General features: G+C 37.4%; 12 protein-coding genes and 1 pseudogene. 7 read left to right on the forward strand and 6 right to left on the reverse strand.

Translation table 11 applies throughout. The features are described from left to right. The first annotated feature begins 376 nt into the window (after positions 1-376). On the forward strand, positions 377-2,044 hold the full coding sequence (locus MT390_RS00450; protein WP_499438990.1) for a hybrid sensor histidine kinase/response regulator: 1,668 nt from the start codon (positions 377-379) through the stop codon (positions 2,042-2,044). A 61-nt stretch (positions 2,045-2,105) separates the two neighbouring features. Here the strand turns inward: MT390_RS00450 and MT390_RS00455 are convergent, their stop codons facing one another. After that, a complete protein-coding gene (locus MT390_RS00455) occupies positions 2,106-2,744 on the reverse strand; it encodes a response regulator (protein WP_499438991.1) in 639 nt (212 codons plus the stop codon). A gap of 294 nt (positions 2,745-3,038) precedes the next feature. On the opposite strand from MT390_RS00455, the gene prmA reads away from it, so the two are divergent. The 6 genes from prmA to MT390_RS00485 all read left to right on the forward strand — a co-directional run bounded on the left by prmA (position 3,039) and on the right by MT390_RS00485 (position 8,652). Beyond that, positions 3,039-3,923, forward strand: a complete 885-nt coding sequence (gene prmA / locus MT390_RS00460) for a 50S ribosomal protein L11 methyltransferase (RefSeq protein ID WP_166368139.1) — start codon at positions 3,039-3,041, stop codon at positions 3,921-3,923. A 137-nt stretch (positions 3,924-4,060) separates the two neighbouring features. Beyond that, positions 4,061-5,023: a tRNA dihydrouridine synthase DusB gene (gene dusB / locus MT390_RS00465; protein ID WP_166368141.1), complete on the forward strand. Its 963-nt coding sequence runs from the start codon at positions 4,061-4,063 to the stop codon at positions 5,021-5,023. A gap of 18 nt (positions 5,024-5,041) precedes the next feature. Beyond that, positions 5,042-5,341 carry a DNA-binding transcriptional regulator Fis gene (fis, locus tag MT390_RS00470; protein ID WP_025563271.1) on the forward strand — a complete coding sequence of 100 codons (300 nt, stop codon included), beginning with the start codon at positions 5,042-5,044 and terminating at the stop codon, positions 5,339-5,341. 154 nt (positions 5,342-5,495) lie between these two features. Further along, positions 5,496-6,080: a YjaG family protein gene (locus tag MT390_RS00475; RefSeq protein ID WP_166368143.1), complete on the forward strand. Its 585-nt coding sequence runs from the start codon at positions 5,496-5,498 to the stop codon at positions 6,078-6,080. Between the two features lie 668 nt (positions 6,081-6,748). Then, a complete protein-coding gene (locus MT390_RS00480) occupies positions 6,749-7,024 on the forward strand; it encodes an HU family DNA-binding protein (protein WP_028868279.1) in 276 nt (91 codons plus the stop codon). A gap of 413 nt (positions 7,025-7,437) precedes the next feature. Beyond that, positions 7,438-8,652 carry a bifunctional alpha/beta hydrolase/OsmC family protein gene (locus MT390_RS00485; RefSeq protein WP_499438992.1) on the forward strand — a complete coding sequence of 405 codons (1,215 nt, stop codon included), beginning with the start codon at positions 7,438-7,440 and terminating at the stop codon, positions 8,650-8,652. A 189-nt stretch (positions 8,653-8,841) separates the two neighbouring features. Here MT390_RS00485 and purD read toward each other — a convergent pair whose 3' ends face one another. From purD to MT390_RS00510, 5 genes and pseudogenes are all read right to left on the reverse strand, one after another. Continuing rightward, positions 8,842-10,128 (reverse strand): phosphoribosylamine--glycine ligase, encoded by a 1,287-nt coding sequence (gene purD, locus MT390_RS00490; RefSeq protein WP_166368146.1) that lies wholly within the window; start codon positions 10,126-10,128, stop codon positions 8,842-8,844. Positions 10,129-10,403: 275 nt separating this feature from the next. After that, positions 10,404-11,996 (reverse strand): bifunctional phosphoribosylaminoimidazolecarboxamide formyltransferase/IMP cyclohydrolase, encoded by a 1,593-nt coding sequence (gene purH, locus MT390_RS00495; RefSeq protein WP_499439485.1) that lies wholly within the window; start codon positions 11,994-11,996, stop codon positions 10,404-10,406. Between the two features lie 176 nt (positions 11,997-12,172). Further along, entirely contained in the window at positions 12,173-12,667 is a 495-nt protein-coding gene (locus MT390_RS00500) for a GNAT family N-acetyltransferase (RefSeq protein ID WP_166368148.1), read from the reverse strand. A gap of 512 nt (positions 12,668-13,179) precedes the next feature. Then, positions 13,180-13,588 (reverse strand): annotated as a pseudogene (locus MT390_RS00505) (IS4 family transposase); the annotation flags it as partial. After that, the gene (locus MT390_RS00510; protein WP_277344343.1) at positions 13,569-13,691 is read right to left on the reverse strand and encodes a hypothetical protein; all 123 of its coding nucleotides are present in this window, start codon (positions 13,689-13,691) and stop codon (positions 13,569-13,571) included. The gene MT390_RS00510 and the pseudogene MT390_RS00505, both read right to left, overlap by 20 nt. Between the last annotated feature and the right edge of the window lie 13 nt (positions 13,692-13,704).

The raw sequence follows: 13,704 nt of genomic DNA on the forward strand, positions 1-13,704 counted from the left end.
CTGTTCATTAACACAGCTGTTCGCCTATTTTTCATTCAAGATTGTGCAAGAATATGTCAAAACTACCCGAACGGGTAGTTACTTTATACCCACTCTTGAGGCATTCTATATGGGTCTTAAGGAATTGAGGCATAGTAGTACACCCACTTTAATGCCATTTAAATGGATTTTTTATTAAATTTGTAATAAAAAGACATATTGCAGGCGAGCCTAACTTTGTTAGGCTTTTTTTTACCTATCGTTTATTTTTTAGCTATCTTTTACAGACTTCATTGAATACACTTCTTGATTCATTTCCATTATGCAAAATAGAATCACTACAGCGCATGGGAAGATCAATGAAGCAATCACTTAATACTAATAAATGAATAATCAGATGCAATCAATAAAAGTACCCAAAAATCATGTTAGATGGCAATCATTTCGCACTTTTAATATAGTTATCATTGCATCATTCATTTTCTTTTTCTCAATCGGCATAGCACAAAGCTATACTGTTTTTGACTCACCGCCTACTTTTACTACTGCATTCTATATACCGTTAACTATTTTATTATTATGCATAATGGCGCTCGTCAGTCTGATTTATAAAAAAGACAAATTAGCACAAAACATTATTCTAATCAGTGCGCTTTTAATCACTCTATTTGTGGCTATTAATAGTCATTTCCAAGAACAAACCTATCAAAATAGCTTCTTATATTTAACGCTGTTACTGCCTCTATTTTATGCTTATTTGTTTTCCTACAGCATTCCACTATTAATATTTAACAATATATTTTTAACAGTTTGTTATGTATTTTCATGTGTATTGGGGGAAAGTGATGCCTTAGTATTTCTATTTAACAGCACTTTTCTTATCACTATGTGCTATCTCACTGTGAATACACAGATGCGGAATAATAAATCACCAAAACAAGAAACAGATATAAAACCAGAAAAAGACACTATCCTTAGTCAGCATAGTGCTCGTTATTTAAACCGTATAATTCACGATATACGTCAGCCACTAAGTAGCTTATCTTTATATGGACACTTGTTAGAAAATAAACTTAATGATACCCCTCACTATCAGCTAGCAAATAACATCAAATTAGCGTCAGAGGAGCTGGAACGTTGGTTATCTAGCTTATTAGATTTAGCACGCTTGGATGGTAATGCAATCACTCCTTCGCTGACTGAATTTAATGTCGCCTCTACACTATTACCTTTAGTCAAAAAATATCAACGTCAAGTTTCTGGGTTAGACATTAATATCACTGGTCGCGTACCTGAAATCACCGTAAAAATGGACAAACAATTATTAATTGAAATTGCGGAGACATTGCTTAGTAACGCGATTGTTCATGGTAAGCAAGAAAATGCAGCAAAAATATTATTATCGGTTAGAGCTCACAAGGGTAATGCGTTATTACAGGTATGGAACCAAGGTGAGCCGATCATAACGTCTATCTATGAACATTTATTTGATGAAGTCGCACTAGCTGATAATCCGTTACATAATAAGAGCAAAGGCATTGGGTTAGGGCTAGCAATCGCTCAACGTAAAGCTGCATTGTGTAAAACACAGATAGCGGCAATCACTGGGGCTAATGGTAGTTGCTTTCAATTACCGTTAGAAACCGTCGCTACTGCACCGACATCGATTAATTTGAATCAACTTGCTAGTCACTCGATTAGTTACAGAATATTATTAATTGATGATGACCCAGGCATTTTAAGCGCTTTAAGTATGTTGCTTGAAAATTGGGGTTACCTTGTCGACTGTGCAAGTACAGCTGAAGCAGGTTTACAACAGTACAAGAGTAATCGCTACGATTTAGTGATTTCAGATTATCGATTACCAAACCAAAAAACAGGACTTGATGTTATTAAAGCGATTCGTCAGCAAGATACCATTCCGGCGGTATTATTAACGGGTGAGGCAGATCCAGGAAAACTACAAGAAGTGCAAGAAACGGGCAAAGGGATAAACTATAAAGTACTCAATAAACCCGTAAAACCCGCTTCTTTAAGGTTTTTATTAAAACAATTACTAAAATAAAAAGCATCAATAAACCTGATTAAGATTTAAATAAGCCTGATTAATATTTAAATAAACCAAGTTAAGATTTAAACAAACCAAGCTCAAGTGCTTTTTCAACAGCTTTTATACGACTCGAACTGCCTGATACCTGTAATGTCGCATATAGCCTTTTTTGATGAAATTTTACTGTATCCTGAGAAATACATAATACATCAGCTATTTCTCGGTTCTTTTTACCTTCATGAATTAGCTTCAAAATTTGCATTTGTCTGTCAGATAAATGTAAATTTTGCTTATTTTTAGCCTCAAGTTGCGCAATTTCATTAATCTTTACTGCAACGTCTTCCGGTACAAACAACTCACCACTAAGTACAATTTTCAAGGCAGCTAACATAGCCTCTGGAGAATAACACTTAGGAATAAAACCTACCGCACCATGTTTTAAAGCCTGATACACATCGTGATAATCTTCGCTAGCTGACAATACAAGCACAGGAGAAGCTATCTGCGCCTCTGTTAATGCATCGATCATTGCCAAACCAGTCATTTCAGGCATATATAGATCCATCAGAATTAAATCTGGCTGAATTTCTTTTATTGCTACTAGCGCCTCAATTGGGCTATCAAATGTAGCCACCAAATTATTTTCATTTTCTAAGGTTAGTTTTAGACCATATAAAAATAACTGGTGATCATCAATAATCACTATTTTGTTCATCGAAATACCCTTTTCGTAACAAACTGTTATTTTCAAAATAAGATGATACTTTACAATGAACTGTCTGAAATTATTACTAAAGATCAGAAAGTTATTTGTAAAGATCAGAAAAATCCTACTAAAGTAAGCAAATATTGAATAACAATCAATGATAAAACAATAATTTTAAACTTACGCGCACATTCCATTCAACATACAAGGATCAGCAAACCGTATTTTACGACGCTATATTAATTAATCAATTCCCTGTATTCTTGCGCGCTATCTATTGACTCAACTAAAAAAGAGATAATCATGCCTTGGATCCAACTTAAATTAAACGCAAGCAATGTAAATGCGGAAGAGATTGGTGAACTATTAATGGATAATGGCGCCCTATCGGCTACCTTTACTGATTCGCAAGACACCCCTATTTTTGAACCAATGCCAGGTGAAACCCGCCTATGGGGTGATACCGACGTCACTGGTTTGTATGAGGCTGATGCCGATATGCTACCCGTTATTGCTTTATTAAAAGAGAGTAACCTACTTGCGGAAGACTTTGCATTTAAAGTTGAGCAACTAGAAGATAAAGACTGGGTACGTGAATGGATGGATAACTTTCATCCCATGCAATTTGGTGAACGCTTGTGGATTTGCCCAAGTTGGAAGCCCGTTCCCGATGAAAATGCGGTTAATGTAATGCTTGACCCTGGCCTTGCTTTTGGCACCGGTACTCACCCAACGACTGCACTCTGTTTGTCTTGGTTAGATGCTCAGGACCTGCAAGATAAGGTGGTTATCGATTTTGGTTGTGGCTCAGGCATTTTGGCTATCGCAGCACTAAAACTGGGTGCAAAACGCGTCATAGGCATTGATATAGACCCACAAGCGATCACTGCAAGCCGAGATAATGCACAACGTAACAACGTATCAGAACAACTTGAGTTATATTTACCAGACGACGTCCCTGAAGGTATTGTGGCAGATGTTGTTGTGGCAAATATTCTAGCGGGCCCGTTACGTGAATTATCAAGCAGTATTGAGTGCTTAGTGAAGGCTAATGGTGCTTTAGCATTATCAGGTATTTTAGAGCAACAAGCTGAAGAATTGATTGAAGTTTATGGCCAATGGTTTGCTATGGATGAGGCAAAAATCAAAGATGAATGGGCGCGTTTATCTGGAATTAAGCACGCTTAAAGCGATTATAAATAACTGAGAACAAAGTGTTGCTCAATTTGCAAGCGAAATAATTTCAAAATGCTTAATTATTAACCTTTATTCTGCAGTAAAAAATGCGTAGACTACGCCGCCTTAACTTAGAGAACGCTTAGAATATGCGCATTGGAAAGTATCAATTAGACAATAATCTTATTTTAGCGCCGATGGCAGGCGTCACAGATAGGCCGTTCAGAGAACTTTGTCGCAAACAAGGTGCTGGGCTAGCTGTGTCAGAAATGCTTTCATCCAATCCTCGTGTTTGGAATAGTACTAAATCTAAGTTACGAATGGATTACCATAACGAATCAGGTATTCGTTCTGTACAAATTGCTGGTTCTGAACCGCTAGCAATGGCTAATGCCGCACGATTGACCGTGCAGCTAGGTGCTCAGATCGTTGATATTAATATGGGATGTCCCGCCAAAAAAGTGAATAAGAAAAAAGCAGGCTCTGCATTACTACCACACCCTGAGTTAGTGAAAGCTATCTTAGAGAGTGTTGTTGATGCCGTTGATGTGCCTGTTACTTTGAAGATTCGCACTGGCTGGGATCCAGAAAATAGAAATGGGATAGAGATTGCACAGATTGCTGAACAAGCAGGTATCCAAGCACTAACCGTGCATGGTCGTACTCGACAGTGCCTTTTTAAAGGTGAAGCAGAGTATGACACGATAAAAAAAATTAAAGAAAGTATAACAATCCCTGTGATTGCAAATGGTGATATTACTTCTGTGGAGAAAGCTAAGTCTGTACTGGACTACACAGGAGCTGATGCCATCATGATTGGACGAGGTGCACAAGGTGCCCCTTGGATATTCAATGAAATTAACCACTTTCTAAACACTGGGCAACATGCACAGCGTTTGGCACAAACGGAAATTACACAAATGCTATTAGATCATGTGCAGGCTTTGCATATTTTTTATGGTGATGTAATGGGACCTCGAATCGCTAGGAAGCATGTCGGGTGGTATTTGCAAGCGCAAGACAGGTTAGGTTATTTTAAGCGAAAATTTAATGCGATAGAAAATGCTAGTGAGCAATTAAACGTATTAGAAACTTATTTAAATCAATTGTAATTAAAAGAGTTAACAGCCATGTTTGAACAAAATATTTCTCAAGAAGCACTGACAACAACAACTAGTATTCCTGCTACAGGGCAAATAACTCAACGTCCACTACGTGACTCAGTACGTCAAGCTGTATCTGGTTATGTAGCAAAATTGAATGGTCAAGACACAACTGAATTATATGAATTAGTATTGGCAGAAGTTGAAGCGCCAATGTTAGATATCATTATGCAATACACTCGTGGTAACCAAACTCGTGCAGCAACTATGTTGGGTATTAACCGTGGTACGTTACGCAAAAAATTGAAAAAATACGGCATGGGTTAAGTCTAACTCTACTCTAGAATCTAAAAAAGCGACTTTCTAAGTCGCTTTTTTTATATCTTTTTTAAGTAAAAAATAAAAATCACAAAATATCTGCAGACAGTCTTCAAGTTTGCCTATAACCTTAGCTTCTTTTGCCTTTGCAAATAGGACTACTATGCTATCTCTTCCCATCAATGATCAACTTTCCAATTTACAAGCTTGGCAACAAAATGTTTTTTGTATGGCATTAGCAGAGCAAAATATTACTCACTTTAAAATGTTTAGCCAAGCAATTGGAAGTGAACATGGAGAAACGGCTGAAAATATCCTACAACTTTTTTGGGAAAAACTGACCGTAAAAGGCGCTAAAATAAACTTCACCATCCAAGAAGAAAATTTTGATGCGATTATCCCAGAAAGCAATGATTATGATTTCTATGGCGTTTATCCAGCTGTCGATTTTTGTGTGATTACTAACTGTATCTTCAACTCGTTTTCTACTAAGTCCAAAGAGGAAGCATTAAATGCAAGCCAAACCAGCTTTGCAACCATTGCTAGTTTTATTGAATTACAAACAGATCAAGAAATTGATGAAGCAACTTTGTTGCTTGAGCCATTATTTATTGAACATTTAGCAGTTCAAGAAACCCTATTAAAAATGTTAAATAATGAACGTAGTCCGGAACTCATTAAATCAATTCGTGCTTATATAAAGTCTCTTGAAAGTACCAATATTGGTATCTCTACAGTAGACATTTAATGTTCAATGTTCAATGTTCAGAACAGTTAATTTTTGAGGGTCATCTTTGAGGGTTATTTTTAAGAACTATTTTTGCTATATGTTGCTGGCTTTTTAATTAAGGCCAAATAGATTTTTGTTATATAGCTAAGTTATATGTAGTTAGTTATATGTAGTTAGTTATATGTAGTTAGTTATGTGTAGTTAGTTATGTGTAGTTAGTTATGTGTAGTTAGTTATGTGTAGTTAGTTATGTGTAGTTAGTTATGTGTAGTTAGTTATGTGTAGTTAGTTATGTGTAGTCGTTTAAAATGGTGTTATACAGTGCCGCTCAAGATGACATTTGATATATCACGATGTGCATAATTAAGCAAAACGCAGCATAAATAGTCAGTAGAGCTTATCCTCAGAGTCCTCCCCAAACGACATAATCTTTATCAAAAAAATTCGTTTAGGCGACTAGGCTGCGTAATATTCGGGTCATGCAAAGTGCTATGTGGCGAACAAAATTTGAACCGCAGGGCACAACAGCCGCCACTGTTGTGTGATTTTTAACACAATAAAGTAAATAAACCCCTATTTTACTAATTTAAATGATTATTATCCTTTACTTGCGAGGAATGAATGCAATACATTAAATAATATGTTTAAATTCTTATGCATTTTTTTATACTAATGGAAGTCAAATAATGAACAAAACTCAACTTGTTGCAGATATCGCAGAAAAAGCAGACCTAACTAAAGTACAAGCTAAAGCTGCCCTAGAGCAAATTTTAGCTAGCGTAACTGATAGCCTAAAAGATGGTGAACCAGTTCAACTTATCGGTTTTGGTACATTTAAAGTAAATCATCGTGCAGCACGTACTGGTCGTAATCCACAAACTGGTGCTGACATTCAAATTAAAGCAGCTAACGTTCCTGCTTTTGTTTCTGGTAAAGCTCTTAAAGAAGCGGTAAACAAATAATCTTTTGTTACGCGGATAAAATACTTTCGAGTATTTGTATTTAAAATAACTGACCACTCGCTTACAGCGTATTACTTTTAAATAAATGGCTTTTAAATAAATTGCTTTTAAATAAGTAAGTTTACTGGACATGTTATTAGAAGCCCTCTTTTGAGGGCTTTTTAAAACACTTTAATTTCCCCCTCCTAGCTTTAATTCTTTCCTATGTTTAATCACACTTTCTATGGTTGATGGCACTTCCTATATTTAATGTGATTGCAGGTAACAAATCACCAATACTTTTCAAATAAAACTAACGCTATAAAAAACAACACAAACCATCATTTTGTTAAACAACATGTTATATATAACAGCCTCATTAATGTTTAGTCATCTATGTACTTATTAGTAATCAACTAAAGAAGGAATGTACTATGCGTCAGAAAGTAGAATTCACTAGTGGTAGTCATACACTGAGTGGACTGTTAGAGACTCCTGAAGCAAACGTCAGGTTCTATGCGCTGTTTGCTCACTGCTTCACATGCAGTAAGGACGTTGCCGCTGCATCTCGCATTAGCAGAGCGTTAACGGCCAAAGGGATTGCAGTGCTTCGCTTCGATTTCACCGGGTTAGGTAATAGCGATGGAGATTTTGCCAATACAAATTTCTCATCAAACATACAAGACTTAGTGGCCGCGGCTGACTTTTTACGTAAAGAGTATCATGCACCTAAATTACTAATTGGGCATAGTTTGGGTGGTGCTGCCGTATTAGGCGTTGCTCAAAAAGTACCGGAATCCGTTGCTGTTGTGACAATAGGCTCTCCATCTGATGCTGCACATGTTGCTCATAATTTTGCAGCACACATTAATGACATTAACGATAAAGGCGAAGCAGAAGTAACACTTGCCGGCAGAAATTTCACCATACAGAAGCAGTTCTTAGATGATATTAATAGCTATGGTAATCAACATATTAGCAAACTCAAAAAAGCGCTGTTAGTGATGCATTCCCCAGTAGACAGCATCGTTAATATCAGTGAAGCTGAAAAAATATACCAAGCAGCATTACACCCTAAAAGTTTCGTAAGCTTAGATAATGCAGACCACTTATTAAGCCAGAAAAATGATTCAGAATATGCAGCAGATGTTATTGCAGCATGGGCTAGTCGATATATTAACAATGATACAAACACGCAAACAAACAGTGACAAAAAAACACTGCCTAAAGGACATGTCCTGGTTGAAGAAAAAGATCACAAATTTACCCAGCATGTAAGCACATCAAGCCACTATTGGTTAGCGGATGAACCCGTTAGCGTAGGCGGGAAAAATACAGGACCAGATCCTTACGAGCATCTACTCGCCGGTCTAGGCGCATGTACATCAATGACCCTAAGAATGTATGCGCAACGTAAAAAACTACCCGTACAACATATTAAAGTTGAGCTTACACATACCCGTGATTATCAAGATGATTGTAATAACTGCGAACAACAAAATGGCATAGAAGCGATTGTGCGTAATATCAGTTTTGTAGGCGATTTAGACGAACAACAGAAAGTTCGCTTTTTAGAAATTGCAGATAAATGCCCAGTACATAAAACATTGCATAATGATGTAGCAGTGATCAGTAAGCTAGTTGAATAGCAGTCGTTAACATGTAAAAAGTTGCTTAAAGCCGTTACCGTTGATGATGCAAAAACCAGTAATCTATGAGATGGAAAATTCGCAGAGGTAATGAGTAGGTGTAAAGAGTAGGTGAGATTAACACTTTGCTAGGAACTAACTTCTCTGAACAATCATCAGAGAAGTTAGTTAACTTACAAATAAGCTGAGTTATTTACTATTTTCACGTGCAATCGCACGGTAAGCGATATCGTTACGATGGAACATACCATCCCAACTAATCTGTTTAGTAAGCTCATAGGCTTTCTGTTGCGCTTCTGTCACTGTATTACCTAATGCTGTAGCACAAAGTACACGACCACCATTTGTCACCACTTGACCGTCTTTTTCAGCAGTACCTGCATGAAATACTTTTAGGCCTTCAGAGGCTTCAGGAATACCTGAAATAACATGCCCTTTAGTGTAATCAGCAGGGTAACCGCCAGCAGCTAATACCACACCAATAGCAGCACGTGGATCAAACTCAGCAACCATATCTTCAAGTTCGCCATTTACACCAGCAAGACATAAAGTAACGATATCAGACTGCATGCGTAACATGATTGGTTGTGTTTCTGGATCACCGAAACGACAGTTATATTCGATTACTTTAGGTGTGCCATCCGCCATGATCATAAGACCGGCATATAAGAAACCAGTGTAAGTATTACCTTCAGCAGCCATACCTTCAACTGTCGGTCGAATAACAAGATCCATGATGCGGTCATGCATTTCAGGCGTTACAACTGGTGCAGGGGAATATGCACCCATACCACCGGTATTTGGTCCAGTATCGCCATCGCCAACACGTTTATGATCTTGGCTAGTTGCCATTGGCACGATATTTTTACCATCAACCATTACAATGAATGATGCTTCTTCGCCATCTAAGAACTCTTCAACGACAACGCGATGACCAGCTTCGCCAAATGCATTACCCGCTAGCATATCTTGAATAGCATCTTCAGCTTCTTGTAATGTCATTGCTACAATCACGCCTTTACCTGCAGCAAGACCATCGGCTTTAATCACAATAGGAGCGCCCTTTTCACGAACGTAAGCCAAAGCCGGCTCAATTTCAGTGAAATTTTGGTACCAAGCTGTTGGAATATCATGACGCGCTAAGAAGTCTTTAGTAAATGCTTTAGAGCCTTCTAACTGTGCGGCACCTTTAGTTGGACCAAAACATGCTAAGTTTGCTTCTTGGAACGCATCAACCACACCAATAACAAGCGGTGCTTCAGGGCCAACAATGGTTAATTCAACATTATTGTCTTTTGCGAAAGCAACTAATGCATCAATATCTTCAACACCTATATTAACGTTAGTGACTTTATCTTCTAAGGCACTACCGGCATTACCTGGTGCTACAAAGATATTTTTAACTTCAGGGTTTTGTGCCGCTTTCCATGCCAACGCATGTTCACGACCGCCATTACCAATAATCAGTACATTCATAATAGGAACCTTAAAAATAAGTTATCTAAAATAATAAAGACGAACCAAAGTTCGCCCTACAATATTCAAATTGATTAATCTAATTGTGTTAAGTAATTTTACTAACAATCAAGAGGCAGCAAGGAGCTTGCTACTTGATTGCTTAATAACACAATAATTAATTGTGATTTTTGCTAAAGGGTTTGGCTTGTCATGAAGGCGAAAGCGCGGAGCTTGCTACTGCAAGTGAGCACTTTCAACGCAGAGGACGAGCCAAATCACAAAGCAAAATAAAATTAATGGCGGAAGTGGCGCATTCCCGTGAATACCATTGCCATATTGTGATCATCCGCTGCTGCGATAACTTCATCATCACGCATTGAACCACCAGGCTGGATAACACAACTAATACCAGCTTCTGCTGCTGCATCAATACCGTCACGGAATGGGAAGAATGCATCCGATGCCATAACAGAACCTTCAACCACTAGGTTTTCATCAGCAGCTTTAATACCTGCAATTTTTGCACTGTAAACACGGCTCATTTGGCCAGCACCTACCCCAACGGTAGCACTGTTTTTAACGTAAACAATTGCATTTGATTTAACAAATTTAGCCACTTTCCAGCTAAATAATAAATCTGACATTTCTGCATCTGTAGGTTGACGTTTAGAGACAACTTTAAGGTCGTCTAAACCCACCATACCTTGGTCACGGTCTTGAACTAATAAACCACCGTTAACACGTTTAATATCAAACTCTGTAGTTTGCTTAGCCCACTCGCCACATTCTAATAAACGTAGGTTCTTTTTAGTCGCAACGATTGCCGCAGCTTCTGCACTAACAGATGGTGCAATAATTACTTCAACAAATTGACGTGAAGTAATCGCTTCAGCCGTTGCAGCATCTAATTCGCGATTAAACGCAATGATGCCACCGAATGCAGATGTAGGGTCAGTTTTGTAAGCACCTTCATAGGCATCTAAGATTGTGCCAGCGACAGCAACACCACATGGGTTTGCATGTTTAACGATCACACAGGCTGGCTCAGAGAATTCTTTAACACACTCTAATGCTGAATCTGTATCGGCGATATTGTTGTAAGATAATGCTTTACCTTGTAACTGCGTTGCCGTTGATACTGATGCTTCTTGAATGTTGTTTTCAACATAAAAAGCAGCGGCTTGGTGAGAATTTTCACCGTAACGCATATCTTGTTTTTTCTGGAATTGTGCATTGAAAGTGCGTGGGAATTTAGACTCTTCATCACCTTCTTTGTTTTCGCCGTAGCTTGGTACCATAGTACCGAAGTAGTTAGCGATCATACCGTCGTATTGTGCAGTATGCTCGTAAGCTGCAATCGCTAAATCAAAACGTGTTTTGTAAACTAGGCTACCGTTATTTTCACTCATTTCAGATAAAATACGTGAGTAATCAGAAGCATTAACAACAATCGCAACGTCTTTATGGTTTTTTGCCGCAGCACGTACCATTGTTGGACCGCCGATATCGATATTTTCAATCGCGTCTTCTAAAGTACAATCTGGGTTTGCTACTGTCGCAGCAAATGGGTACAAGTTTACAACAACCATATCAATTGCTTGAATATCGTTTGCCGTCATAATATCTTCATCGATACCACGACGAGCAAGAATTCCACCGTGAATTTTAGGATGTAATGTTTTTACTCGGCCGTCCATCATCTCAGGAAAACCAGTGTAATCAGATACTTCAGTTACTTTAATGTTGTTTTCAGCAAGTAACTTACAAGTACCGCCTGTTGACAAAATATCAACACCGTTAGCTGCTAGTTCGCGTGCAAATTCTACAATACCAGTTTTATCAGAAACACTGATCAGTGCGCGTTTAATTGTTCGGCTATTTTCCATTATATTCCACATTCCTCGGTTAATGTTTTCATCGGTGAAAAATTCAAGTGATTGGCTTTTCCAAAAAGTTGAACTTGCGCGGCATTCTACCCGAATTAAAAGCACTTTTATTCGTTTTGTTGAATAAAAATACAAAAAATAACACTATTTATTCAAATAAGACGGTAATCGATGGATCAACAAGTTTGATATAAGTAACTATCGATGCCACGACAGGTGACTACTTTGACTTTTTCAAAGCTCAAATCTGCCAGCAGTTGCATAATAAACTGATTTTTCTTAGCAACCACTGCTTGTAGTTTCGGGAGTTGATGTAGGGAAGTGAGTTGTTCTATTAACTGTTTTAATGCAGGGTGTAAATCTTGATGTTGATTAAATTCGGGCAATAAACGTAGGGTAAAAACAATACATAAGTCTTCTTCAATAAAACAATCTTGTAATCCAGTACAACCAATCACAAGACCAGTTTCAGCTTCTTCAATCGCGTACATTTTGTGTTTTTTGTTCTGCATTAACGTATCAAAAAACTTACTCGCTTGCTGCTCTGATAAAACCCCTGTCATGCTGTATTTCATACATAACGGATGCTGAACTAAGCTAATAAAGTCATTTTTATCTTCATCAACAAAACGACGAATGTTTAATTGTTGGTGTTCTATAAATAACGGCATATCACCTCCATTTGCATGGCAAAATTGCCATTCATAGCAATTGAATTAAATAAGAGCTTTATTCAGGCGAGAAGAAATACAAGCAAAGCATTGGTTGTAATCATTATCGGGCTTATTACAACGTCGATAACCAAGCATTTATATAATCTAACTAACATAAATAAACAGATAATTAACTAAATTGGTTTTAGCGGTAGTTAACATACATTATCACACCGTTCATTTTATATACAAATCTAGCTATTAATATAATAGTTTCATGACAATTAGATGGTCGGAAAATAGCTGGAATGATTTGTTAGTTAGCCTGAATACTTAAGATTAAAGATTAAATTGTAGTTGCTTACAAACAAATTAGCGGGGCGTCGAAGTAAACATCAAAGGTGGTAGGTGAAATTTTAGTTGAATTAAGTTGAGTTGAATTAATTGGATTTTAGCAAACAAGCATAAAAACAATATTTATTGGTTTTATGCTTGGCAAAATAAAAATACATGCTGCAGCATAATGTCATTCACTTAAGGTCAAAGGCATATTTACTTTTAGCAACCGGATATCGGCTCTTAGAGGTTTTAAATACCTAGAATAACTTCATTCTCGCTTTCCCTCTAGCTTAAACTGGGCGGCATTTATTGCTATATCTATCACTATCTTTGGAACGTTTTCTGGTGCATATATCAGCATCATGGTCGGAGTATGAATAATACGAGAAGACGCATCTCTGAAGCCCAATTGATTAGCAAAAGCACCTTCAAGTGATTTCGCCATCAGTATCATTTTGTAACGAATTTAATTATAAGCAAGTAAAACACTTCATCACTCTTGATCAATTAATTCAGGTAGATTGCTACGTAATGTAAAACGACTTTCAAGCATATGCGGTTCATTTCGCGATAACCTAATTCAATTCCCCAACGATGCGCTTAGGCAAGATTCAATAACGTCTGGCTCTAAGATATCTGACAAAGAAGAAAATTCAGTAAAACGATTAATCGAAGTGCGAGCAAGTGCTTCTGAAAACGCCATAAAAAAATCCCAT

Origin of the sequence: Vibrio sp. 2-Bac 85, assembly GCF_037546705.1 — a bacterium.
Classification (GTDB): Bacteria; Pseudomonadota; Gammaproteobacteria; order Enterobacterales; family Psychromonadaceae; genus Psychromonas.

What these genes read in the sequence shown, in the direction of transcription:
- MT390_RS00450 (WP_499438990.1), top strand. Translation starts at nt 377, where the DNA reads ATGCAATCAATAAAAGTACCCAAAAATCATGTTAGATGGCAATCATTT.
- MT390_RS00455 (WP_499438991.1), bottom strand. Translation starts at nt 2,744, where the DNA reads ATGAACAAAATAGTGATTATTGATGATCACCAGTTATTTTTATATGGT.
- prmA (WP_166368139.1), top strand. Translation starts at nt 3,039, where the DNA reads ATGCCTTGGATCCAACTTAAATTAAACGCAAGCAATGTAAATGCGGAA.
- dusB (WP_166368141.1), top strand. Translation starts at nt 4,061, where the DNA reads ATGCGCATTGGAAAGTATCAATTAGACAATAATCTTATTTTAGCGCCG.
- fis (WP_025563271.1), top strand. Translation starts at nt 5,042, where the DNA reads ATGTTTGAACAAAATATTTCTCAAGAAGCACTGACAACAACAACTAGT.
- MT390_RS00475 (WP_166368143.1), top strand. Translation starts at nt 5,496, where the DNA reads ATGCTATCTCTTCCCATCAATGATCAACTTTCCAATTTACAAGCTTGG.
- MT390_RS00480 (WP_028868279.1), top strand. Translation starts at nt 6,749, where the DNA reads ATGAACAAAACTCAACTTGTTGCAGATATCGCAGAAAAAGCAGACCTA.
- MT390_RS00485 (WP_499438992.1), top strand. Translation starts at nt 7,438, where the DNA reads ATGCGTCAGAAAGTAGAATTCACTAGTGGTAGTCATACACTGAGTGGA.
- purD (WP_166368146.1), bottom strand. Translation starts at nt 10,128, where the DNA reads ATGAATGTACTGATTATTGGTAATGGCGGTCGTGAACATGCGTTGGCA.
- purH (WP_499439485.1), bottom strand. Translation starts at nt 11,996, where the DNA reads ATGGAAAATAGCCGAACAATTAAACGCGCACTGATCAGTGTTTCTGAT.
- MT390_RS00500 (WP_166368148.1), bottom strand. Translation starts at nt 12,667, where the DNA reads ATGCCGTTATTTATAGAACACCAACAATTAAACATTCGTCGTTTTGTT.
- MT390_RS00510 (WP_277344343.1), bottom strand. Translation starts at nt 13,691, where the DNA reads ATGGCGTTTTCAGAAGCACTTGCTCGCACTTCGATTAATCGTTTTACT.